The organism is Butyrivibrio sp. INlla16 (genome assembly GCF_900104155.1).
GTDB lineage: Bacteria > Bacillota > Clostridia > Lachnospirales > Lachnospiraceae > Butyrivibrio.
Map to the genome: position 1 here is coordinate 1 of NZ_FMYB01000002.1, position 24300 is coordinate 24300.

15 protein-coding genes are annotated in these 24300 nt (G+C 44.4%); 7 read left to right on the forward strand and 8 right to left on the reverse strand.

Features of this window, described 5'->3' with window-relative positions; genetic code table 11:
* Positions 1-239 precede the first annotated feature (239 nt).
* On the forward strand, positions 240-2027 hold the full coding sequence (locus BLR42_RS01045) for an alpha-glucosidase (RefSeq protein WP_091865875.1): 1788 nt from the start codon (positions 240-242) through the stop codon (positions 2025-2027).
* Positions 2028-2189: 162 nt separating this feature from the next.
* Positions 2190-3719 (forward strand): diguanylate cyclase domain-containing protein, encoded by a 1530-nt coding sequence (locus BLR42_RS01050; protein WP_170832584.1) that lies wholly within the window; start codon positions 2190-2192, stop codon positions 3717-3719.
* Here the strand turns inward: BLR42_RS01050 and BLR42_RS01055 are convergent.
* Together BLR42_RS01055 and BLR42_RS01060 are read right to left on the reverse strand one after the other, a co-directional pair.
* Positions 3693-4877 carry a substrate-binding domain-containing protein gene (locus tag BLR42_RS01055; protein WP_091865879.1) on the reverse strand — a complete coding sequence of 395 codons (1185 nt, stop codon included), beginning with the start codon at positions 4875-4877 and terminating at the stop codon, positions 3693-3695. The two genes, BLR42_RS01050 and BLR42_RS01055, sit on opposite strands and share 27 nt — an antisense overlap.
* Positions 4878-5076: 199 nt before the next feature.
* The gene (locus BLR42_RS01060; RefSeq protein WP_091865881.1) at positions 5077-7302 is read right to left on the reverse strand and encodes a leucine-rich repeat domain-containing protein; all 2226 of its coding nucleotides are present in this window, start codon (positions 7300-7302) and stop codon (positions 5077-5079) included.
* Between the two features lie 244 nt (positions 7303-7546).
* Here BLR42_RS01060 and cysS point away from each other — a divergent pair, with 244 nt between their 5' ends.
* The gene (gene cysS / locus BLR42_RS01065; RefSeq protein ID WP_091865883.1) at positions 7547-9031 is read left to right on the forward strand and encodes a cysteine--tRNA ligase; all 1485 of its coding nucleotides are present in this window, start codon (positions 7547-7549) and stop codon (positions 9029-9031) included.
* Between the two features lie 500 nt (positions 9032-9531).
* Positions 9532-11031 (forward strand): TolB-like translocation protein, encoded by a 1500-nt coding sequence (locus BLR42_RS01070; RefSeq protein WP_091865885.1) that lies wholly within the window; start codon positions 9532-9534, stop codon positions 11029-11031.
* A 13-nt stretch (positions 11032-11044) separates the two neighbouring features.
* Here the strand turns inward: BLR42_RS01070 and BLR42_RS01075 are convergent, their stop codons facing one another.
* The 4 genes from BLR42_RS01075 to BLR42_RS01090 form a co-directional block, all read right to left on the reverse strand.
* Entirely contained in the window at positions 11045-14449 is a 3405-nt protein-coding gene (locus tag BLR42_RS01075; RefSeq protein ID WP_091865887.1) for a ligand-binding sensor domain-containing protein, read from the reverse strand.
* Between the two features lie 245 nt (positions 14450-14694).
* On the reverse strand, positions 14695-16557 hold the full coding sequence (locus tag BLR42_RS01080; RefSeq protein ID WP_091865889.1) for a CotH kinase family protein: 1863 nt from the start codon (positions 16555-16557) through the stop codon (positions 14695-14697).
* Between the two features lie 13 nt (positions 16558-16570).
* Positions 16571-17242, reverse strand: coding sequence for a DUF4956 domain-containing protein (locus BLR42_RS01085; protein ID WP_091865891.1), 672 nt, complete (start codon positions 17240-17242; stop codon positions 16571-16573).
* 64 nt (positions 17243-17306) lie between these two features.
* Positions 17307-18002, reverse strand: a complete 696-nt coding sequence (locus tag BLR42_RS01090; protein WP_091865893.1) for a polyphosphate polymerase domain-containing protein — start codon at positions 18000-18002, stop codon at positions 17307-17309.
* A gap of 243 nt (positions 18003-18245) precedes the next feature.
* Between BLR42_RS01090 and BLR42_RS01095 the strand changes: the two genes are divergently transcribed.
* Both BLR42_RS01095 and BLR42_RS01100 read left to right on the forward strand, forming a co-directional pair.
* Positions 18246-20504 carry a glycoside hydrolase family 3 protein gene (locus BLR42_RS01095; RefSeq protein WP_170832585.1) on the forward strand — a complete coding sequence of 753 codons (2259 nt, stop codon included), beginning with the start codon at positions 18246-18248 and terminating at the stop codon, positions 20502-20504.
* A gap of 56 nt (positions 20505-20560) precedes the next feature.
* Positions 20561-21955, forward strand: a complete 1395-nt coding sequence (locus BLR42_RS01100) for a hypothetical protein (protein WP_091865897.1) — start codon at positions 20561-20563, stop codon at positions 21953-21955.
* Between the two features lie 36 nt (positions 21956-21991).
* On the opposite strand, the gene BLR42_RS01105 is transcribed toward BLR42_RS01100, so the two are convergent.
* On the reverse strand, positions 21992-22654 hold the full coding sequence (locus tag BLR42_RS01105; RefSeq protein ID WP_022761544.1) for a methionine ABC transporter permease: 663 nt from the start codon (positions 22652-22654) through the stop codon (positions 21992-21994).
* A complete protein-coding gene (locus BLR42_RS01110; RefSeq protein WP_091865899.1) occupies positions 22654-23625 on the reverse strand; it encodes a methionine ABC transporter ATP-binding protein in 972 nt (323 codons plus the stop codon). Before BLR42_RS01110 ends, BLR42_RS01105 begins: the two co-directional genes overlap by 1 nt.
* Positions 23626-23748: 123 nt before the next feature.
* On the opposite strand from BLR42_RS01110, the gene BLR42_RS01115 reads away from it, so the two are divergent.
* Positions 23749-24270, forward strand: a complete 522-nt coding sequence (locus BLR42_RS01115) for a CinA family protein (RefSeq protein WP_242879152.1) — start codon at positions 23749-23751, stop codon at positions 24268-24270.
* The last annotated feature ends 30 nt before the right edge of the window (positions 24271-24300 follow it).

Consider the following 24300-nt stretch of genomic DNA (forward strand, 5'->3'; position numbering starts at 1 on the left):
AAATAATCATACTGAAACTTAATAGCGAATCAGCGTGCTGATTAAGTACGCTGATTTGTCATGTCCAAAAGTATTTAGACCGTGAATAGTAACAATAATAGACAGCAATTCTCAATTTGATTCAGCTCCAATTGAATGGGAACTCCCAAGGGAATATACTATATTTATAGGATTATGGCACTAATAAATGAAAAGGTGTTACTGTGGAAAAGCCTGTTAAAAATTCACCGAGGTGCATTATGTCAGACACAAATACAAGAGAAAAAGACTGGTACAAGCGGATGGCGTTTTACCAGATATGGGTTAGGAGCTTTGCGGACGGAAACGGAGACGGAATAGGTGATCTCTATGGCGTCTACGATAAGCTCGAATATGTAAAATCGCTCGGAGTAGACGGCATCTGGTTTTCACCGCTTTATCCATCTCCGAATGCGGACTTTGGCTACGATATCTCGGATTATAAGGACATTCATCCCGATTACGGAACGCTGGAGCAGTTCAAGAAGGTGCTGGATAAAGCCCACAAACTGGGGCTTAAGATAATCATGGACCTTGTAGTAAACCACACCTCAGACGAGCATCCCTGGTTCAAAGAGAGCAGGAAGGGGAAGGACAACCCCTACAGCGACTATTACATCTGGCGGGATAAGCCCAACAACTGGGACAGCCTATTTGAGGGAAAAGCGTGGGAGTACGACGAAGAAAGAGGCCAGTACTATCTCCATATTTTTGCAAAGAAACAGCCCGACCTCAACATGGATAACCCCAAGGTAAGAGAAGAAGTTAAGTCCATCATGCGCTTCTGGCTTGATATGGGAGTTGACGGCTTCAGGGAGGATGTCATCAATTTCATTTCCAAGAAGGAAGGACTTCCGAACGGATTGCCGTTTCTGCCTGCCGTAAACGGAATGCCCTACTACAAGGACGGACCGCATATCCATGAATATCTCGGAGAATTCAGAAAGGTCTGTCAGGAGTATGACTGCTTCCAGATCGGCGAAGGACCGATGACTACGGTGAATTCTGCGCTTAAATACCTGACGGGAGAGAATAAGTCCCTTGACATGATGATCTCCTTTGATCACATGATGGCAGACTGCGTCTATACGGAGTACATTCACAGGCCGTTTTCACTTGTAAAACTGAAGAAGGCCTTTACCAAGTGGCAGACGGCGCTTGCGGGAAAAGCGTGGAACAGCCTGTATCTTGAAAATCACGATCATCCCAGGATTGTCAGCCGCTATGGAAGTGAACACTATCACAGGGAGAGCGGGACGATGCTTGCAGCATGCTACCTGTTTTTGCAGGGGACACCTTTCATCTACCAGGGGCAGGAGATTGGAATGACCAACATACGCCTTCACTCGATCGACCAGTATGTGGACATCTCCAGCAAGACCAACTACCACACCTATCACACCAAGGATGATGAGAAAAAGCGTATGCGAAGGATTCACATCTCCAGCAGGGATTCCGCGAGAACTCCCGTACAGTGGGATGACTCAAAGTACGCAGGCTTTTCTAAGGCGAAGCCGTGGTTTTATGTGAATCCGAACTATAAAAAGATCAACGTGAAAGCGCAGGAGAAGGATGAGTTCAGTATCCTCAATTTTTACAGAAAATGCCTGTCTCTCAGAAAGAGCTCCAAGGCGCTTCTCTACGGCGATTATAAGGAATATTATCCGAAGGATGGCAACATCTATATGTATGAGAGGAGCCTCGGGTCAGTGAGTTATCTGATAATCTGCTCTTTTTCAAGACTACCTGTGAAGGTCAGCATTCCTGAAAAATTCATAGGCAAGAAGGGGCAGCTGATGCTCTGTAATTACCCGGACAGAAAGCAGTACATGGGCAGCGAGAGTGTGGGCGAGAAGCTGAAGGAAGAGTTCAGGAACCTTAAGGAAACCGGCGGGGATTCCGAGGCTATAGGCGACATGATGCGAAAAGAACTCAGCACCTATGCGGTTCACCATGGCATGTACAGGCCTTATGAGGTGAGAATTTACCGCTTCCGAAATAGATTATAAAAATTTTAGGATTGCTAAATTGTTGCCCCTATTTTATAGCGGTAAAATTAAAGCATGAAACGCATAAAATCATGCTTACTAATTACATATTGTATTCTCATGGCGCTCTTTTCCTTCGCACAAAAGGTCAATGCGAAGGATAGTTTAGAGCGCCAATTTCGTGTGCTTTTCATTTCGTCTTATGGCTTTTCAAATGCTGCGGTTCCCGAGCAGCTAAAGGGCTTCGAAGCGGGAATTGACGGCATAAATGTGGATATCTGCTATGAGTTTATGGATGCAGACAAGTATTACGGCGGAATGGATATCCAGAACTTCGATAAATACTTGAAATATAAGATTTATTCGGTGAGATCCTATGATCTGATTGTGGCTTCGGATGATTCTGCACTGCGATATGTCATTAACAACAGAAACGAGCTGTTCCCTGATACCCCGCTTGTTTTCATGGGTGTGAGCAACAAGACAGAAGCGATGACCGCTGCTGCGATGAAAAATGCGACGGGTATTACGGAGATCCCTGACTTTGAGGGTAACTATGCCCTTATGAAGAAACTGTTCCCCGGTAGGGAGCACCTTAATGTCGTTGTGGATGCGACAATAGCCGGGCAGGGTGATTATGTCGAGTACATGAAGTTCAAGGATGAAAATCCCGACATAAAAAGCACGGTGATCAATACCTCGTATTATACCGCCAATGGACTAAAAGAGCTTTTGGGGTCTCTCGGCGATGACGATATCATTCTTTTCCTTGATTTTGCAAGGGACGGAGACGGGAATTCCTACTCTCTTGCGAATGCGTCCGACTTTATGTCGACCTATGCGCCGGATGTGCCTATCATGAGGCTTGCTTCTTCTGACATAGAACACGGAGTTCTGGGAGGAATTTCCTACTCATTCTACGATGCCGGTTGGATTGCGGGAGATGCTGCAAAGAGAATTATTCTCGGGGAAAATGCGGACGATATGCCGCTTATGACTTCCACGGTCACTACTCCTTACTTTGAACAGGGAAGCATGGATCATTTCGGTATTAAGTATTCAATGCTGCCCGATGGTTCGCAGGTTTTGAATGAACACAAAAATCTTGCGAAGTTTTACCGCGAAAATACTATGCTCAGTAACCTTGTTATAGTTATTGTTCTGTTGATGATTGCTATTATTTTCATCCTGAATATAACCAATGCCAAGAGAAAAAGGCTGATGCGTACGGACTTCCTTACCCAGATGCCAAACAGAATGAAGCTTATAGAAGATATGAACCAGACGATTGGGCTGCAGATGCCCTATGGTCTGATTATGCTTGACGTCGATCATTTTAAGGATATAAATGACACCTACGGACATAAGGTCGGAGATGAGATTATTGCCGGAGTGGGTGAGAGACTGAAAAAACTCTCGAAAAATCAGCTGCATTTTGCAAGGCTTGGAGGAGATGAATTTTCCGGACTTTTCACATCACCTTCCAATGAAAAAGCCAAGAAGATATGCGAGAGCATAATAAAGAGTACAAAGGCTCCGTTCAAGACTTCTGCGGGAGAATTGAAGCTCACCGTCAGTATCGGATGCGCAATGTACCCTCTTGATGTGGAAGATCCAAACAAGGTCATGGAGAGCGCTGACAGCGCACTGTACGTGACCAAGGAAAATGGGCGAAATGGTTATACTTTATTTGACAGCATAGATAAGACCTGATGCATTGCGGGCGTAGTAGCCGGTGTCAAACAGCTCTTTTTCGATATTATCAATTGTTATGGTGTACGGCTGAAGGAGATAGGAATTGACTACCTTAATGCCGTTGTTATAATCCTTCGTATTATAGGCACATTCAAAATCCCACGAGGAATTATCTATAAGGTCATAGTCCGGAGTTTCTCCGGATAAAAGAGCTGTTCCAAGCGATACGGTCACAATGGATTCCTGTTGAAGCGCCTTGTATACGGTCATACTCTGGGTTCCCTCGAAAATATTGTAAATATTCGCGATGTCGCCATCCTGTCCTGTCACAAGGACTGTGTTTGTACCGGGGTAGTCGGATTCGAGAGCGCGAACTGCGCCGAGGGCGGTGGAGTCGTTGGCACAAAGAACCGCGTCAAGTCTTGTTCCGGGCGGGTAGTAGGAATTAAGAATAATCTGAAGGCGCTGCTGCGCAATATCCGTGGACCACTGCGCTGTGGAAGTCTCATAAAAACCGGTCTGGGTGGACAGAACCTTAAGCTTCCCGGAATCGATATAGGGCTGCAGGTTATCCATTGCTCCCTGATAGAAAAAGCGGGCATTATTATCAACGGGATCACCCGTTACAAATTCTATGTTTTTCTCGGCGCCTTCCTCTTCAAGACCAAGCTTGTCTATAATGAAATCTGCCTGAAGTACCCCGACTTTATAATTGTCAAAGGATACATAATAATCAACGGAATCGGTGTTCATGAGGAGTCTGTCATAGGCGATTATTTTGACATTCGCCTGTTTGGCTTCGTCCAGAATGGAAGTCAGCGCTGCGCCGTCAACTGCCGCGATGACAAGAAGATCTGCGCCATCCTCTATCATCTCCCTAAGGTCATTTATCTGGGTATCAATGAGATTGTTTGCATATTTAAGCTCAACATCGCAGCCGGCTTTCTTAAATTCATCTTTCAGGAAAAGTCCGTCGCGATTCCATCTCTCTAGGAGATTATCGGGCATGGAAATACCAACCACCGTGCGCCCGTCATCCGAGTGGGCGTCAATGATTGTAGGCTCTGCCTCTGTCTGCGCAGTGTCCCCTGAAACGGCCTTGGTCGGGACGCATCCTGCAAGAGACAACGATGCCAATGAAGTTATAAGAAAAGCTGATAGCAATCTCTTAATCATAGTAATTTACTCTCTGCAAGCAGATTAATGATTACTACATAATTATATCATTTGGCGGGTATGATAAAGATTTTGCAGATGGGAAAATGATATTAAAATTTTATAAAGGAGAATGGTCTCTTGGTAATAAAAAGAATCCCGGGGGATATATATAATTCCCCTGAGATTCTTTTTGATTGAGTTTATTACGAATGAAAAATTACTTTATCTTGATACTCTTTGCTAAGCCCTTTTTGACGAAAAGTTTTGAATATGTCTTCTTCAGTTTCTTTGGAACCTTAACGGTTACGCGGCTTCCGACTCCCTTGAAGGCTTTCTTTGCAACCGAAGAATTTGTGAGCTTGCTTGATTTTGCGTTTATTGTCTTGAGGTTCTTTGCACCTTTGAAGGCATTTGCTCTGATGAATTCTATATTATTGCCAAAGGCTATGGTTGTAAGTTTACTGCAGCCATTAAATGCCTTTGATGCAATACCGGTTACGTTGTAAGTTACGCCGTCCAGAGTTATTGTCTTAGGTACTGTGATTTTCTTAACCTTCTTGTTAGTCGTCCGCTTATAATCGACGGTAGGATTTTCCTTAGCGGCGGAGGTTACGACAAATTCCGCTTGCTGACTTTCATCAGTAAGTGCTGTGCCCTCAGGTTTCGGATCGGGAGTAGCATTTTCAACTTTTGCAGCCTCATTGGATACTTCGTTGGATGATGCTTTAGATTCGTCTTCTCCTGATGATGGTACAGGTGTTTTCTCTTCTTTACCGGGAGTTTCATCCTCCTCTGTGGGTTTTATTTCAGGCTTCGGCTTAGGTTTTTCCGGATCAGGCTTTACCGGATCAGGCTTTACCGGATCAGGTTTCTCTGGGTCAGGTTTTTCCGGATCAGGTTTTTCCGGAACGGTTCCTTTAGGGATTATTACTGAACTGTGATCGGTTATCAGTTTCTCACCGGCATCATCTTCAAACCAGTTATGGCATTCGGAACAGATATAATATTCTATATTTCCATCAGCAGTTTCTGTTGCAGGATTTGCCGGAACTCTTGTCAAAGTATGATGCTTAAGAGGAATGTCCCTGGTATATGTATGACCACATCTGCAGGTGACGGTTTCCTTTCCCTTTTGCGTGCAGGTTGATTCTTTTGTTACTTCGGTTTTTGAAACAGTATGTTCGTTTGATACCCAAGTTATTTTGTTTTCCTCTGCATAATCAAAAGCTTTGGAGCTGCATGCGCCTGTAATCTTGAAGCCCGTGATTACTTCGTATACCATCGTTCCACCTGAGGCATAAGATATATATCCTATGCTATGTTTTCCAAATGTAGTAACATTTGCCGGGATGGTCATGCTTGTTAATTTATACATACCTGTTCCGGAAGAGCATTCGAAGCAACGAGGTCCAATTTCTTTTAAGCCTGTTCCCAGTTTCACTTCAGACAATTCGGAACAGTATGAAAATGCGCCTTCACCAATTTTGCTTACACTATCAGGTATGGTAATGCTACTTATTTTTGTTCCATAAAATGCATGATTAGAAATATTTGTAACACCGTTTCCTATTATAATTGTTTTGATTTCGGATCTCATTGTATACCAGGGAACTTTGTTGTAATTGTAGTAAGTTCCCATGGCTCCGTTTCCGGATATGGTAAGAGTTGACTTCTCCGCGTTATACACCCATCTGCAGCTTCCTGTTGTACCGCTTTCACAATCGACCTCACTGCCGTTTATGGTATAGCTGGTTGCACCATCACTGTCCCTGGAGACACCGGATTCTCCATACGCAAATACTTTGAAATAGTAATTGCTGTTTTCATCATATACTAATGGTTTATCCTGAAAATATGGACTGGTTTTGCCGGTATCAATAGTTGTAACAGTTGGGTCAAATATACGTGCTCGCCACACATAATTACCGGTTTTTTCATCACAGACAGCAACAAAATAATCGTCTGCTCCCCGAACTTCATCCCAACTGAGAATACGTTTATTCCATTTAAGATTCTTCGGGGTTTCGAGTTTGGGAATTGCCGATTTATAAGAATATTTAACCGTGTTCGCATAGTTAAGCGAATTTCCGTTACGCATAGCTGTTACGGTAACAGTATATGTTTTTTCAGTGATGGAGGTGTTGTTCTGATCAAAGTACTTGCGTAAATCGAAAGACACACCGTTTGCTTTCCAGGTTGCGCATCCATTAAAAGAATACTTTTCAGATGTTTTCATATTTATATAAAAACCCAATTCCGAAAAAGTAATCCGATATGCATCAGCATCCTTAACAAACTCCCAGGAAAATACTCCATCAGAAGTATAAGTAAATGCAGGAAGAGAAGAGGCAGCATGCACCGTTTCTCCATGCATAAATGGGAATCCAAGCAGAATAGCAAGGGTTAGAATACTAATAGACAGTTTCTTTCTTAAATACCTCATAAAAATACCCCCTAGAATAGAACAAAAGCTTATCGCTTACATAATTATTATATGTGATATTTTGTATAGATTTTTTACGGAATATGAAGAATGTAATGCATAATTCGTACTTGACAACGTGACATAGCTATGATTGCAATAATTCGGAATGGAATGCGATTACTAATTGTGCTAAAATCGTAAGTAGTTTTTTCCAAGATATATGGGAAGAGTAGTGAAAAGAGCAATTTGAGGAGTAAGAAAAATGCCACACAGTTTTAGTTTTTATAACACGCTTTCAAGAAAAATCGATGATTTTGTGCCGAGGGAAGAGGGCAAGGTTTCAATGTATACCTGCGGCCCCACCGTTTACCATTTCGCACATATCGGAAATATCCGTACATATATAATGCAGGATGCGCTCATCAAGGCGCTTGAATATTGCGGCTACGATGTGAAAAGAGTTATGAATATCACTGATGTCGGCCACCTTTCATCAGATGCCGATACAGGTGAGGATAAGATGCTTGCAGGTGCAAAGCGCGAGCACAAGACAGTTATGGAAATCGCTGATTTTTATACCAAGGCTTTCTTCAAGGACTTTGATGCTGTGGGCAATAAGAGACCTGACGTTATTGAGCCTGCTACAAACTGCATTCCTGAGTTCATACACATGGTTGAGACACTTCTCGAGAAGGGCTATGCCTATGTCGCAGGTGGTAATGTATATTTTGATACCAGCAAGCTTGAGGACTACTACGTGTTCTCATCTGCTATAGAAAAAGAGGAGCTTCAGGTTGGTGTCCGCGACGATGTTGAAGAGGATACCGCTAAGAAGAATAAGACAGATTTCGTGCTTTGGTTCACAAAGTCTAAGTTTGAGGATCAGGCACTTAAGTGGGACAGCCCGTGGGGCGTTGGATATCCCGGTTGGCACATCGAGTGCTCATGCATTTCCATGAAGCATCTTGGTGAGTACATCGACATCCACTGCGGCGGTGTTGATAACATTTTCCCTCACCACACCAATGAGATTGCGCAGTCTGAGAGCTATCTCGGACATGAGTGGTGCAAATACTGGTTCCACTCCAATCACCTTAATGACAGAGCGGGAAAAATGAGTAAGTCAAAGGGTGCGGTTCTCACCGTTTCCGTACTTCAGGAGAAGGGCTACGATCCGCTTGTTTACAGATTCTTCTGCCTGCAGTCACACTACAGAAAGCCTCTTGAGTTTTCATTTGATGTTCTTGATAACACAGTGACAGCTTATAACAACCTGGTTAAAAAGGTTGAGGGACTGATTGCTTCAGATGATGCTCTTAAGGCAGCAGATAAGAATTTGGAGAGCTTCCTTAATACTGTAAGAAGCAGTGCTGACGTTGATAAGGCTGTACTTAAGGAATTTGAGGACAAGTTTGCTGATGCGATTTCAAACGACCTCAACACTTCCATGGCAGTAACACTTCTCTATGATGTATTTAAGGCTGATACCAATGCATCAACCAAGCTTGCTATCATCGACAGCTTCGATAAGGTTCTCTCGCTCGACCTTATCGGACACGCACTTGCAGATGATTCTGCAGACATTGATCCCGAGCTTGAAGCTTACATCAAGGATGCGATCGAGCGCAGGGCAGCAGCCAAGAAGGCTAAGGACTTCGCAACAGCTGATGCTATCCGCGATGAACTCCTCACCAAGGGTGTTGAGATTAAGGATACACGCGAAGGCGTGAAGTGGACACTTGTCTAAATATATGGATTGTAAATTGAAAGGTCTTGAGAGCGGCGCTCTCAAGACCTTTTTCTGAAGGGTGTTTGTTGGGAGATTAGGTGGGGAGTTTATTAGGCTAGGTTCATTAGGCCGGCAAAAGTAAATAATTGCCGCTTTTGGGCATTTTGGTATACATTTTGGGCACTTTTCAGTGGCTTTCGGCAAGCATTTGTAAATGAGAAGCCGTTTTCAGCAATTTGGTATCCATTATTTTTCAAATCATGGGTACCAAAGTTAAGAAAATGCTCTCTTATTTACAAATGCCTTCCATAATAGCTAAAAATCCGCCCTAAATGGGTACCAAAATGCTTAAAACGCGCGCTCATTTACTGGGATGAATTGAAGCGATATTTTTCTTTGCATTTGCTTTATCGAAATTGATAGTTCTGATAACCGGCTGATAAAATATGCTTATGAGAAGAATAACTGCTAAAATAAAATCATGTAATCTGAAAAAATAGTCGAGGGGGAATAAGCTTATGAAGAAAATCACCAGAATAGTAGCAGCGGTAATGGCCGGATGTCTCATGCTGTCGTCACCTTCCGGGGTATATGCGGCAAAAAATGCAAAAGAGTTCAACACAAACATAAACCATAAGGTGTATGCGAGCGGTAGCTACATCAACTGGGAAGGGGTGTCCAACGCCTCCGAATTTACGGATGAAAACGGGGATTACTGCTTCGCATATTGCAAAGGAAAGACCGTAACTGTAGTAAGGAATAAAAACGGAAAAGTAAAATCGAAGATAAAAATTAAGATGCAGTACCCGATTTTCGGAGCTGTCTCCTGCGATCAGGAAGGGAATCTATACGTGGTCAGCGGCAGGAAGAATAACTCATCCGATCAGACAAAGAATACGGTTTTTATCACAAAATATTCTAAAAACGGGCAGTTCCTCGCAGCTGTCGGTGATAATGGCAGCGGCTGTTTTCAGAAATACTCTGAAAGGTATGGCTATAGTAGTTCCACCAGAGATACAGATTCCAATACGAAGATCCCGTTTGAAGCCGGGAACTGTGATGTGGCGATAAACGGAAATTATCTTGCGGTCAATTACGGAAGAGGAATGTATAACGGACATCAGAGTAACACCGCGCTGATAATCAATAGAAATACCATGCAGCTGGTGCAGCTTGACAGGTACTATAATTCGCATTCTTTTGCGCAAAGGGCGATTCCGTATCAGGATGGCTTTATCCTTGCAAGCGAGGGAGATGCCTACAACAGATCATTTTCGGTTGGATTCACAACACCCTCTGAGACAGTGCTTCCTCCTGATGAAAAAGCGGCAGAAGAAAGTGCCTGGTCAAATTATGATGCATATGCTCCCGCATATAAGGATGCAGATAAAGCTGCCCGTGAATATACTACATCGGGATATTCCAGTGTGAGAAATTACGATATATTTCATTTCTGGATAAAAAAGAATTCCGCCTATAACATGTATGTTGTCAACAACAATTATGCCCATATGGGAGGCGTTGCCGTAGCTGATAACAATCATGTCGCACTCGTCGGAACTTCGGTGAAAAACCTGGATAAGAAGGCGGCAAAGCAGAAAGAATGTCTTTTCATACAGATATTTGATCCTACCCAGAGCCTTAAGTCAGAAAGTGCTTTTACGATGAAGACCACAAGGTCCGGAAAATCAGGTATAGCCGGGACACAGGACGTAACTGATTATGGCATTAAGTGGCTTACGAACGGATCATTTACCGTAAGTAACCCGCAGGTAACAGCTGATGCCAAGGGACGCTTTGTGATCCTGTTTGAAAAATATGTTGGCGGAAGTTACAAAGGCGTATATTACATGGTCATAAATAGTGATGGAAAAGTGGCAAAGAAGGCTAAGCTCTTTTCGGCAGCTGCCTACCTCAACCCCTGCGAGACGCCCAAGACTTGCGGCAATTATATCTACTGGACATCCAACAGAGGAGGTTCTTCAAATCTGCATACGTACAGACTTAAAGTAAAATAGTAGGCGATGTTTTTTACATCGCCTCTAATTCGTAACTGACAGAGAAGCCTTCGTGGCCCGGTGCGTCGTCCCAGGTCTTGACTACACGATCAATCGGAACGAGCTGGTCTTCACCCTCGATGTTTGTTAAAAGGGCTACTGCCTGGTTTTTACCTGTGGGAGCAACTACGTCGTTAGAACGAAGTGTCCCTGACAGAATACTGAAAAACTGATCCATTATCTCATCGGACAACTCTTTTCCTTCTTCAGCATTTAACGTGAACTGCACAATCGTTACCTTAGCGTTCGTACGGCGGGACAGGCGGTCGAAGGTGCGATAGATTGCCTGTAGCTTGTTAAAGTCAACCTTGAAAGCACCCTTGCCTTCATTTCTTTCGCCCAGAATTTTCCTGGTTCCGGCGATGCCCTTGGCGATGCTGTCTTCCTCGGTGGTGAGCTTGGGATTGGACTTGCGATACATAGCATAGCCATGTTTGCCGTTTTGTTTTACATTGTATAGAGCCTTGTCTGCAAGTCCGAAGAGCTCCTCGAAATCGGTACCTTCATTGGGAGCACAAACCGCACCGATAGAAGCTCCGAGAGGAATAGTCATATCTTCGCCCATGAATTCCTTGGCCGATTTTACTATCTCTTCGTTGATGTGCTCAGCTTTAGAAGCTACTACACTCTCGTCGTTGGTTCCCATGATATAAGCAATGAATTCATCACCGCCCATTCTGCCTGCAATATCGGTTTCTCGGATGCAGGAGCGAATGATGTCTGCAAACCTGATCAGAATCTTATCACCCATATCATGACCGTAAAGATCATTTACCAACTTAAAGCTGTCAAGGTCGATCATCATGAGAATTCCCTGTTTAGTCTTACATAGTTCGGTGAGCTCACGCTTGGAAGCTGCTTTGTTGAGGAGTCCGGTCATAGGATCGGTTGTTGCTTCAAGCTTCCAGGTTCTGGCATTTTTGATAGCCTGGATAATTCTGCGGATAACCCATCCGATAAACGCAACAAGCAGAACTCCCAGAATGAAAAGGATTACCTTAAAGTAGGTTCTTTCGTAGAGCTGGGAATCTTTTACTACATCATATACTTCATCTCTTATGATGCTTCTGTCACCTGAATCCAGAACCTGCACGTGGAGCTTATAATTTCCGTAAGGCAGATTGGTGTAAACAAGACTGCTCATCTCATTCTGCAGACAGGTAATACCTTCATCCTTGGCACCCTCCAAGAATATCTTCAGAAGAGGGTTGGAAAGTGTGAAGTTAAGGACAGCTACATCAAATTCAATACGTCCCTGGATAGCCGGGATTCTGTAGGTTCCACTTTCTTCATGTATAATTTCATCGTCCGCGAGAACTCTTGATACGCGGATTTCGTAATCATTATCAAAGGAATTGTAGTCAGTCAGGGATATTTTCCTTACGCCGTCGGTACAGCAAAGATAGAGGTCATCTCCTTTGACCGCATTTTTTGCATTGGCTGTAAGCGTTGTGTAGAAACCGCGGCTTCTGTTGAGCAGTGTATAACTGTAGTTTTCATTTTTGAGAAGCGCATCCTCATCTACTACGAAAATACCGGCACTGGAAGTGACCCATGCCTCACCGGTTTTTGAGATATATACGTCATAGTTGTTGCTGTAAGGAAAAGCGTTCAACTTGGTGACAGCTCTTCCGGTATAGTAGTAGAGAGAATTACTTGTTACGAGGATGTATCCGCCCTTGCAGGGAACGACCTTCAGGACGACAAGGGAACCAAGGCCGTCATCTTCGTCTATGGTATCAATAATCTTTCCATCTTCTATAATATATACGCCATTTCCGTCAGAGCCCGCGATGATTTTTCCATCATCAGCCTGAACCATGGAGAGGATCTGAGTTCCGAGTCCATCGTCTTCGGAGATGGTTTTCACAACTTTTCCATTATCAATGTAGTTAAGGCCTGTACTGCTGGCTGCAAGAATCTGTCCGTCTGCAAGTTCAAGGGTGGAGCGGAAGCGGCTGCCGACTATATTTTCGGTGTTCTCATTATATGCTTTGAAGCTTCCGTCTTTTCCAAGCACCATGAGACCATCCTGACCATAGGTGCTGGCCCAGATATTGCCCGCACTATCAAGCATCAGGTGACGAACCCTGACTCCTTCAAATTTCCTCTCGTTCATGTAGGAAATCTGCTCATCGGTGTCAAGGTCAATTGCGATAAGGCCATTATCCATGCCGACATAGAGGAAGTTATTCTTGATGAGAAGGCTGTTAACAACGCTTTCATCAACCTTTGCCCGTGCGAAGATATTCACAAAGGGATTAAGGGAATAGCGCTCTACGCCCTGCTTGTTGGAGGCGAACCACATATTGTCCTGATAATCTATGAAAACATCACTGACTGAGCTGTTGAAACCATCAGCAGACATATCGGTAATCTTATCGTTGTTGCCGATAAATCCGAGACCATTTTCGCAGCAGAAGAAATACCCGTCATTTTCCGGGGAATAAAGAAGCTTGTTAAAGTAAGAAATTCCGTTTGTGTGGATTTGCTTCAAGGTTTTGAGGGAACCATTTTCACTGAGAAGGAACTTCAGGGCGTAGTCTGAGCTTGTTCCCACGAGAACTATGCCCTTATCGTTCATAGCTGCAGCAGCATAGTAAACGTTATTTTCATTCTCCATGGATCTCATAGCGAGAAGCTTTCCGTTTTTGATGAAAAACAGCTCGCCGCCGTTGGTGACACCGACGATGATATCGCCTGAAACACTAAGAGTGCGCACGCTGTATATCTGGTCGCCAAGGAACTCTTTTATTTTCCCGTCAGGTGAAATAATGCAGAGCTGACTGGTGGTGCCGACATAGATGTTTCCCGACTTGTCTTCGCAGATGGCACGGATTGCATTGGAAGGAAGACCTTCAGCAGTTGTATAGAAGGTGATATTGCCGCTTTCCGGCTCATAACAGGCAATTCCGCTATCGTTCGTACCAATCCAGAGATGATTCTTACTGTCGACAAACATCTGCATTACATTGTTGATGCGCTCATCAAGCTGGATTTTCTCAAATCTGTAGCCGTCATATCTGTACATACCGGAATAGGTACCGGCCCAGATATAGCCGTCACTTGTCTGGGCAACAGCATTGATCTCAGCGGATTCAAGACCATCCTCCGTATCGTAGCCGATTGCCGCGTAGTCTGAGGAGAAGTTTGGCAAAGATGCCTTTGGCGCTTCTGTATTGCTGTCGGAGGAAGACTGGGTGTCTCCTTTTGCGGATGCAACCAGCATGTTTGTGCATTTATCCACTTCTAATAAGTTTGTGCCTTTAGCAGCAATGGTTAATGAATATGAAGACACTGTTAGTAAGGCCCCGGCCATGCATATCGCCAGTGCTACTCTTGTAGAAATGCGTGATTTTTGCTTATTAACTCTCTTCATTCATATCCCTCATAAGAAAGCCAATTATTCTATACGGAATAGCAATTAGGCATAATTTGGTAGATTATAAATTCCTACATACACAATTAGTTTATCGTATTGCCAGTGAGGGAGGGTTAAACGGGGATAAAAAGAGTATTAATTTTGTATAACTCATTATTGGGGGATTATTTGGGAATCAAATATTTGATAGAGAATAAAAAAGAGTCCCAACTGCCTAAAATCTCAGTTGGAACTCTTTATATTTATCTTCTGGTCCTATATTTCAGAGCTATAAATATTGCAACAAGTAATGATACACCGCATGCTGCGAGATATATCAGATTAGTGGGTGAGATGGTTGCTGCTGACATTCCTGAGAAGTCAGGAGGACCACCATTAGAGTCTCCACCGGGGAATCCTGAAGAGTTGTCTCCGCCCGGGAATCCGGAAGAACTGTCACTACCAGATCCGCCATTAGAATTGTTACCCGGTCCACCGCCCGGGCCACCTCCCATTCCTCCGCCCATGGAACCCAGGTCGGAGAGTGTGATGGAGGATGCGTCTATCAGTGCATCAGGATTGGATTCCTGTTCGGAATCTGTGGAACCGATAGTTCCGTCAAGCTGTCCCTGGATGCTCTGGCTGCGAAGCTCTACAAAGCTTCTTAAGGTCTCAATACCCTTGTCAAATTCCTCTGTAGTGCAGAACTTGGTAGGATCCTTATCGACATAGTCGCGAATCATCTCGTAGGTTGTATCAATAAGATCTGTCATGTAACCGCTGGTGTAGAACTGCTCGATGAAATCAGCAAAGTATTCATGATACATCTCAAGATATTCATCGCAGGAGGTTATCCATGTGAACATAGGTCTGTCATTACTTCCTTCAGTAACGGAGAGAGGTGTATCGATAGGATCATTCACTGCTCCGCTTGCATCGGAAGCCTGGAAGGTTCCGTAGGCAAGGTTATAATCCCAGGGAATCATTGACAGAATACCGTCTTCCTCGTAGAGGTAGTAGTTGTGGATCATTGAACCTGTGTAGCTGTCGCCGTTAACCACAAAGTTATGAACTATCATGTATCTTAAAACCTTGTCTATATCTACAGCTTCAGCGATTTCTTCAGCATCCTGATTCTCGATTCCTTCATTCAGAGACTTAAGTGAATTAATAAGTCTCTTCTTATCGGACTTCTTAATAGTAGTCTTGGCACTATTGAAAATGGTGGAGTAGCTGTCAGTATCATCATCAATATACTGGAGCTTGGCATCAGAGCTTCCCATTCCGGAGCCGCCAAAACCACCGGGTCCACTTGAACCACCGGGCCCACCTGAACCACCGGGACCAAAACTGTGATCTCCATCAGAGGATTCACCGGATTCACCTGAACCTCCAGACTCATCCGAATCCTTATTCTCAAACGGATTCGGAATTCCCATCTTGTCAAAGTCCATGTTCTTCATATCGAAGTCGCCGCCGTTTCCGCGGCCACCGCCCATGGTCATGGTGTCGGGCTTGTAAAGCTCGCCGTAGTTTGTGCCGTTATTTCTCTCAAGGAAAGAATCTTCAACAGCCTCTACCGCAAGGTACAGACCCCAGTCTTCACCGTTTACCGTGATGTAGGTGTAGCTTACAAGAGGAGCATCAACGCCGAATTCTCCCATGAGTTTGTAGGCCAGATAATCCTTCATCATGGTGTAATCCTGGATCAGATTATTCAGGCAAAGCTTATCAAGACCGTAGTAGTTATTGCTTGATTCATAAGCATCAAATTCTATTTTAAAACTGTATCTTTCACTATTTAACTGTGAAACAGTTGAAAGGGAAGTGTTTCCCTTACATCTGATGCCGACATTTTTCATGGTTTCACCGTCAATCACAACGTCGGCAGCCGAGTACTCCTCAGATGCTGCATTAGCAATCAGACTTTCCCAGTCGTCTTCATCTATCTGAATATCTATTGTATGAACATAGCTGTCATCAAAGATTTTGTCAGTATAATCCATCGTAATCGAATCATCTGCGGCAATTCCGATGGAGGTACCGTTCATAAAAAATACTGTCACAAGAATCGCTAGGATAGTGATAAAGATACAGACTCTGTCTATATTCTTGTGTGTTGACATTGCTGGCTCCTTTTTATCCCATGTACTCGCCGTTGTAGCTTACAAGTACTGCGCTGTTGATGCCTTCCATATCTGCAAGTGCATTGATGAAATCTGTATTATCTTCTTTAAGTCTTACTTCGAGGTTCAGCTCAAGGTTTCCCTTCTGAGCACTCTTACTTTTAACAACCATACGATTTACAGTTCCCTTGATAAAATCGCAGGCTCTCTGCTCTGCCTCGTGACCTGTGCAGTTAAGCACGATTATGTAGGGCATAAGATGTGATTTTCTGTTTGCGAATACGAGAAGAATGAGACCGATGATCACACTTCCAAAAACTGCGAGCGGGATAAAACCGGCTGCAAGGACGATACCTACCGCAATTGACCAGAACAGGAATGCGATGTCCAGGGGCTCTTTGATCGCTGCTCTGAAACGAACGATGGAAAGGGCACCGACCATACCAAGTGAAAGAACTACGTTACTGGTTACTGCCAGGATAACGAGTGTGGTGATCATCGTAAGTGCTACAAGTGTTACGCCAAAACTGGAGGAGTACATTACTCCCTGATAAGTCTTTTTGTAAATCAGAAAAATGAAAAGTCCTATCGCAAAAGCGAGCACCATGGCAAGTGCCATATCCAGGATGCTGATGCTGCTTACATTTTCCAGAAAGCTTGATTTAAAGATGTCATTGAAAGTCATTTTTTTAATTCTCCTTTTTTATGTCTGTTTTCTTATTTTTGAAAAACTGTTTAATGATTGTTGTTTAATACTCACCATATCCATGTTCTATCATGGGGATTCTGCAGGCTTCATATTTTGAGAACGCTCCCCCTCTTGCGTGTGGAAGCTGGACTACGTCCCTTATTATTTCTGGTAAAAATTCGTCCCATTTTACTTCCATGATGCAGATGCCCTTTGCTGCGGGAATCGTGATGCAATCGGTATCAAGAAAATCGGTGTTCCTTAATCCTGTCCGGATATCGTAATCAAGTGTAACCCTGACATTTCCGGGACCGTAGATAAAGGGCTCTCTTGTGTAATCAACGATTGTTTTGGGCTGAAGTCTTTCGGAAACCATTTTTGAGTAAAGCTCTTTTATCAAGGCATCTTCCGACTTCTCCATCCATCCGATGTCGCCGGTTACAATAGCTCTTGCCTGATCCTCTGTGAGGTTTGCGGAAATCTTTGTTCCGAGACCGCCTACCTTGCACTTTTTTTCAAGGTGGATCACTGACTTGTTGCCGTTGTAGTATCTTATTCGGAATTTCTGCCTTCTGCTGACGCCCGCCTGCTTTTCAAGCAGTGCCTTGTCATTCGGGGTGTCAAAATACAAGCTTCTTATAAGATACTTTCCGTCTATAGCATGTTCGTCCGCTCTGGCGACTGCCCGGAGTCTTTGACGAATCGTGATCATATCCGCGGTGGTGATTTCGTGTTTTAATTCATGTCTGTACTTCACGGTGCCTCTCCCTTCTGTTTTAATCACTTTCGCAATTATATTCCGCTAACCTAAATCAAACCTAAAAGAAATTTAAGTTACAAATTTATTAGGATATATCTGAGGCTACGACGAGTACTTTAGAAGATTTTTTATAATGATTTTATGTAGAATTCATATATTTTTTAGCGAATTCTTTTATATGTTGAAACCTGCGTTGTTATAATTAGAAAGGTGGAAAACAGCAAAAAGGGGAGTACAAATATGATTAATTATAGTATTAAGGAAAATCAAAACGGACCAACTATCGGATACGTCAAGGCCGGCGTAATCGAGAAGGATGGTCTTTTTTTCAAGGATTCGGAAGGTACAGGTGAACTCCTTCCTTACGAGGATTGGAGACTATCACCTGAGGAGAGGGCGAAGGATCTGGCATCAAGGCTTTCAGTTGAAGAGATAGCGGGCCTTATGATGTACAGCGCGCACCAGATAGTGCCTGCAGAGGCAGGAGGGTGGTTCGGAGCTACCTATAACGGCGGAAAAGCCTTTGAAGAGAGCGGCGCAGCGCCTTCTGATCTGACAGACCAGCAGAGGAAGTTTTTGACAGAGGATCACGTGAGATATGTTCTTGCGATGATGCTGAAAAACGGCGAGATTGCAGCTAACTGGAACAACGAGATGCAGGCGCTCTGCGAGGAGATGCCACATGCAATTCCGGTTAATATAAGTACGGATCCAAGACACGGTGCCGGAAGTGCCTCCGCAGAATTTAAAACCGAAGCGAAGGACACCAGCAAATGGCCGTTGGGGCTTGGACTTGCCGCAACCTTTTCACCGGAGCTTGTAAAAAGGTTTGCCAGAGTCGCAGCCAATGAGTATCGCGCTCTCGGAATTACAACGGAGCTCGGACCGCAGATAGATCTTGGAACAGAGCCCAGATGGATGAGAGTCCCGGATACTTGGGGACCTTGCTCCAAGCTTGCCACGGATTATGCGAAGGCATATTGCGAGGGACTTCAGACCGATCCTGATGCTGTAAGCGGTGATGGTAAGACCAAAGGCGGCTGGGGCAACAAGAGCGTGGCAGCCATGGTTAAGCATTGGCCGGGTGGCGGTCCCTGCGAGTCCGGAAGAGATGCCCATTATGGCTTTGGAAAATTCGCAGTATATCCGGGTAACAATTTTGAGGAACACTTAAGACCGTTCCTTGAGGGTGCGTTCAAGCTTGACGGCGGCACCAAGGAAGCTTCTTCCGTGATGCCATATTACACAGTGAGCTATGGAGTGGATCCCTCCGGCAAGAATGTCGGAAACAGCTACAGCAAATATATAATCGGAGATCTGCTTCGAGATAAATACGGCTACAAGGGAATTGTCTGCACGGACTGGGGAATCACAGCAGATCCCGATCTGGAGCTGGATTCCTTCGGCTCAAGATGCTACGGAACAGAGGACCTTAGCGAAGCCGAGAGACATCTTCAGATAATTGAAAACGGTGTCGATCAGTTCGGAGGCAATAATAACATAGCTCCGATTCTTGAGGCATATCGCATAGGTTGCGAGCGCCACGGCGAGGAGGCTATGAGAAAACGCTTTGAGGAGAGTGCGCAGAGACTTCTTGTTAACAGCTTCAGGTGCGGACTATTTGAGAACCCTTATCTTGATGCGAATAAGAGCAAGGAAATCCTCGGCTGCGACGAGTATGTGGAAGAGGGCTTCAAGGCGCAGCTTCAGAGCATTGCTATGGTGAAGAATAATGGTGCACTTCCTATAGAAAGTGGCGCTGCTTCCGGTTCTGCTCTGGCAGGTGCGGCTAAGAAGAAGGTTTACATACCCGATCGCCATATCGATGAGCACAAGGGCTTTATGCGTTTTATGGAAAAAGCGCTGGATATACCGGGAGCAAAGCCGGAAGATGTGGAGCCTTTTTATGAAGTAACGAAGGATACGGCAGAGGCAGACTTTGCAATCTGCTTTATTGAGAGCCCCATAAGTGACGGCTACACAAAGGAGACGGGCTACAGACCTGTGACACTGCAGTACAGGGAGTATACTGCAACTGCTTCCAGAGCAGAGAGTATCGGTCAGGGTGACTTCAGGGAAAAAGAGAATCCTAATCGTTCCTACCTTGGAAAATCAAATAAGGCAGCCAACGAGAGCGATCTTAATGCGGTAATCGAAACCAAAAAGAAGATGGGTGATAAGCCCGTAATCGTGGTCATCCGCATGAACAATCCCTGCATGGTTTCCGAGTTTGAGGAGTATGCTGATGCGATTCTTGTAAACTTCGGAGTGGAGACTAAGGCTGCGCTCACTGTTATAAGTGGTGGCTACGAGCCTACCGCAATGCTTCCCGTGCAGATTCCGAAGAATATGGAGACAGTGGAGAAGCACTGTGAGGACAAGCCTTTTGACTATGAACCTTACAAGGATTCTCTTGGGAATGTGTATGACTTCGGCTTCGGTCTTAACTGGAGCGGAGTAATTAAGGATGAACGTTATAATAAGTATGTGAAAGGATGAATGGTCTGAAAAGATGAATTGCCCCAAAGGGTAAGTTTTCCGAAAGGAGGGGGATTATGTTTAAGCTAAGGAAGTACTTCACGGTGATTTTTTTACCGGTATTGTTTCTGTCGTTCATGATGCAGGACAGTGCGTCAGCTGCGACTCCGAAGCAGACGACGGCGACGGTGAACAGACCGGTGCTGACTAAAACGTCAACAGCATCAAAGGGTGTTTCCGATGAAGATTTTATCGGCATTTGGAAGTATGACGATGTTTCGGTCTATATCACCATTGAAAAAGATAAGACCTGGAGTGCAACTAACGTCTACCGCATGAAAGTTGATGGCGGAACCTACGAGATTGATGGAGACAAAATCACCCTCACTTTTGATTCAGACGGAGCAAAAGACAGCTATACGCTTAATAAGAGTGGGAAGCTTGTCGATGTCGGCGGATCGGAGCTCACTAAAGTAGATGAGATGGTACTGCTCCCGGCTCCCGAGGATAAGCTGACGCAGATGACCAGTTTTCCGGACAAATTCGACAGTGTTGATATCTACTATCCTGAACACATGCTTACATCACCAAGAAAAGACATATCCCACGCCCTGAATTTTTATCCTGAACATGGAAAAGGCACAGTGGATTATTACAGCAGCATAGTTGTCATGTTCCAGCCTCTTACCGAGGAGTTCGACAGGGATCTCAAGTATGGCTCAGCCATTGGAAAAAAGGTCATGGGCTATATGCTGGAAGATTTCATCAAGCTTTACTATGAGAAAAAGCTTGTAAAATACATAGGCTCGGATTTTAAGGACTGCGGTAATTACTACAGCATAAAAGGATACCTTTGGCTTGACGGTACTGTCTTTAAGCAGGAACTTGACTATCCGGTGCGCGGTGTTATCGAACTTCGCTATTTTGGCCCTGCAGGATATGCGCTTGCTTCCATAGCAATCGCAACAGAGAAACGTGTTGAGAATTATGCGCAGATAGCAGAGAAAATGCTTGATAGCTGTACCTATAAGAACGACTGGACTACTTCTCCCAAGGCAGTCCCTCCGCAGCCCGCAAAAGCGAAAAGCTCAAAGAAGAGTTCAAGTAAGAGCAGTAAGAAGAGCTCCGGTAAGAGCTCAAAAAATTCAGGTGGAAGCGATCCCGGAGATTATGGCACCGCATATTATTGGACCGATTCCGATGGAGATGTCTGGTACTGGAACGGCTATGAGAATCAGTTTATAAGCTATGGCTCAGACGGCTATGTAGACGATGACGGTTCCTACTATGAATCGAATGACGCTTATGAGGAGCCCACTTACTACTATGATGACTACGATGCGTATACCGAATGGAACAGCTCCAGCTATGATGATTACGATAGCGACTATGGTGACTACAGTGACTACAGCGAAGACTACTATGGCGGTGATGACTATGGCGGCTACGACTACGGCTACACCGACTGGTAAAAAACAGGCCCGTGGGGAATCCCACGGGCCGTCCTATTATGACATTTTTTTATACATGTAGTTGCCGAGCATCTGGATTGCTTGCACGAATGCTATAAGGATAATCGAGCAGACGATCAGGTAGTCGGTCTTGTACTGCTGGTAACCGTAACGGATTGCGATGTCACCGATACCGCCGCCGCCGACTGTGCCGGCCATTGCGGAATAACCGATAAGTGAGATTACCAGAAGAACCACACCGTTGAGCATTCTCGGAATTGATTCCTTTACATAAACCCTCATCAGAATCTGGAAGTTCGAAGCTCCGAATGACCTTGCAGCCTCGATGACTCCGGGATTTGTTTCGCGAAGACTTGTCTCAAATACCCTTGCAATGTAAGGAATCGCGGATACCGTAAGAGGCACGATGGAAGCTGTGGTTCCGATCGATTTTCCCACACACATTCTGGTGAAAGGAATGAGAATAACCAGAAGAATGATGAACGGAAAACTTCTGAATACATTTACGATAAAACTCAAAACCTCATAAACAATCTTGTTGGGCTTAAGGCCGTCCGGCGCTGTAAGCGTTAAGATGATTGCGGGGATGAACCCGATTATTACTGAAAAAAGCGTTGACCAGAACACCATGTAAAGCGTCTGCTTGAATGCATTTAAAATGATACCGGTCATTCCGCTGTTTGATAAAATTCCGGACATTATTTGATTACCTCCCATGTAACATCTTTTTTATCAAGAAAAGCACAGACACTGTCCAGATCTTCTTCCTGAATATTGAGGACAAGACTTCCGTAAACATCCTCTCTGAAATCCTCGAGCTTAGCCCAGCAGATATTGAAATCGCGGTGAAGCTCCTGTGACATCATTGTAACGATGGGACGCTGATTGCCTTCTCCGTAGAAAAAGAGCTTAATGTTGAGACCTGTTGTAGGAAGCTTGTCGCTCTCTTCGCGAAGGAAATCTCTGATCTCACGCTCTTTTGGCCAAACGAAGAGCTTCTCGGGCTGACCTACTGAGAGCACCTGACCATTACTTAAAAATGCAACCTTTTTACAAATCTGCTTAACTACTTCCATCTGGTGAGTTACCACGATAATTGTGATGCCCATCTCCTGATTGATCTTCTGAAGAAGAGCAAGTATGCCCTTTGTGATCTCGGGATCGAGCGCACTTGTGGCCTCATCGCAGAGAAGGAATTCAGGATCAAGCGCCAGAGCTCTTGCAATAGCTACGCGCTGCTTCTGGCCGCCTGAGAGTTCACGCGGCTTTGCATGAACCTTCTCCTCAAGTCCGACGAGCTTTATGAGCTTCAAAATCTTTTCCTTCGCCTCGGGAGTATTCGTATTCATGCCCCAGAATTTCATGGGAAGAGCCACGTTCTGATATACATCAAGTCTCTCGAGAAGATTGAAGCTCTGGAAAATCATGCCCATTCTCTTCTGAAGAAGACGCAGAGACTTTTTATCTCTAATATTAACTTCCTGTCCGTCCACGGTTATGATACCCGAATCATAGGACTCGAGTCCGTTGATGCAGCGAAGAAGCGTCGATTTGCCAGCGCCGCTCTGACCGATGATACCGAAAATCTCGTGATCCTCGATCTCCATTGATATTCCTTTAAGAACTTCCGTGTTTTTAAAGGACTTTTTTACATCTTCGATTTTTATCATTTGAAAAACATCCTTAATTAATCATTATTGTGTTGGAACACACTACTGTATTTTACAATAAGCTGTTTGATGATGGAAGTGTTTCATTTTATAATTGAAATAGCAATTTTGTAGGCTTCGGGGATGAAAGAACTAATTATGCAGACCAAAGAAAAACAGATCAGACAAAAATATGAAAAAATAACAAAGACGCTAATAGAGAAGCACCTGACAATCACTACCATGGAGAGTTGTACGGCGGGGATGGTGGCGTCTCTTTTAACAGATACAGAAGGCTCGTCGGCGGTGCTGAGAGGGGCGTTTATCACCTACAGCAATGAAGCCAAGATAATGCAGGGAGTGCCGGCAGAAATAATTGAAAAGTACGGAGTGTACTCCGAAGAAACAGCGAGGGCTATGGCGGCAGCATGCAGAAAAGCCTACGGAGCTGACTTCGGGATAGGTGTGACCGGTACTATGGGAAATGCCGATCCGGAGAACAACGACAGCGTTCCGGGAGAAGTTTATTTTGCAATTGCAAGCGAAAAAGGACCGGAGTCATTTAGCAGGACTCTTGATCCTGAAGCGACAAGAAATGCATATAAGCTTGTTGTGTGTGACATGATAGCGGATGAACTTATAAGAGAGTTATGGCAAACACTTTAGATTTTGGAATCTTCATTCAAAATCTAATCT

Bases quoted from the DNA above. Each gene is read 5' to 3' on its own strand.
- BLR42_RS01115 (WP_242879152.1), top strand. From the start codon at position 23,749: ATGAAAGAACTAATTATGCAGACCAAAGAAAAACAGATCAGACAAAAA.
- BLR42_RS01060 (WP_091865881.1), bottom strand. From the start codon at position 7,302: ATGAGGTATTTAAGAAAGAAACTGTCTATTAGTATTCTAACCCTTGCT.
- BLR42_RS01085 (WP_091865891.1), bottom strand. From the start codon at position 17,242: ATGACTTTCAATGACATCTTTAAATCAAGCTTTCTGGAAAATGTAAGC.
- BLR42_RS01045 (WP_091865875.1), top strand. From the start codon at position 240: ATGTCAGACACAAATACAAGAGAAAAAGACTGGTACAAGCGGATGGCG.
- BLR42_RS01110 (WP_091865899.1), bottom strand. From the start codon at position 23,625: ATGATAAAAATCGAAGATGTAAAAAAGTCCTTTAAAAACACGGAAGTT.
- BLR42_RS01080 (WP_091865889.1), bottom strand. From the start codon at position 16,557: ATGTCAACACACAAGAATATAGACAGAGTCTGTATCTTTATCACTATC.
- BLR42_RS01070 (WP_091865885.1), top strand. From the start codon at position 9,532: ATGAAGAAAATCACCAGAATAGTAGCAGCGGTAATGGCCGGATGTCTC.
- BLR42_RS01095 (WP_170832585.1), top strand. From the start codon at position 18,246: ATGATTAATTATAGTATTAAGGAAAATCAAAACGGACCAACTATCGGA.
- BLR42_RS01105 (WP_022761544.1), bottom strand. From the start codon at position 22,654: ATGTCCGGAATTTTATCAAACAGCGGAATGACCGGTATCATTTTAAAT.
- BLR42_RS01075 (WP_091865887.1), bottom strand. From the start codon at position 14,449: ATGAAGAGAGTTAATAAGCAAAAATCACGCATTTCTACAAGAGTAGCA.
- BLR42_RS01100 (WP_091865897.1), top strand. From the start codon at position 20,561: ATGTTTAAGCTAAGGAAGTACTTCACGGTGATTTTTTTACCGGTATTG.
- BLR42_RS01055 (WP_091865879.1), bottom strand. From the start codon at position 4,877: ATGATTAAGAGATTGCTATCAGCTTTTCTTATAACTTCATTGGCATCG.
- cysS (WP_091865883.1), top strand. From the start codon at position 7,547: ATGCCACACAGTTTTAGTTTTTATAACACGCTTTCAAGAAAAATCGAT.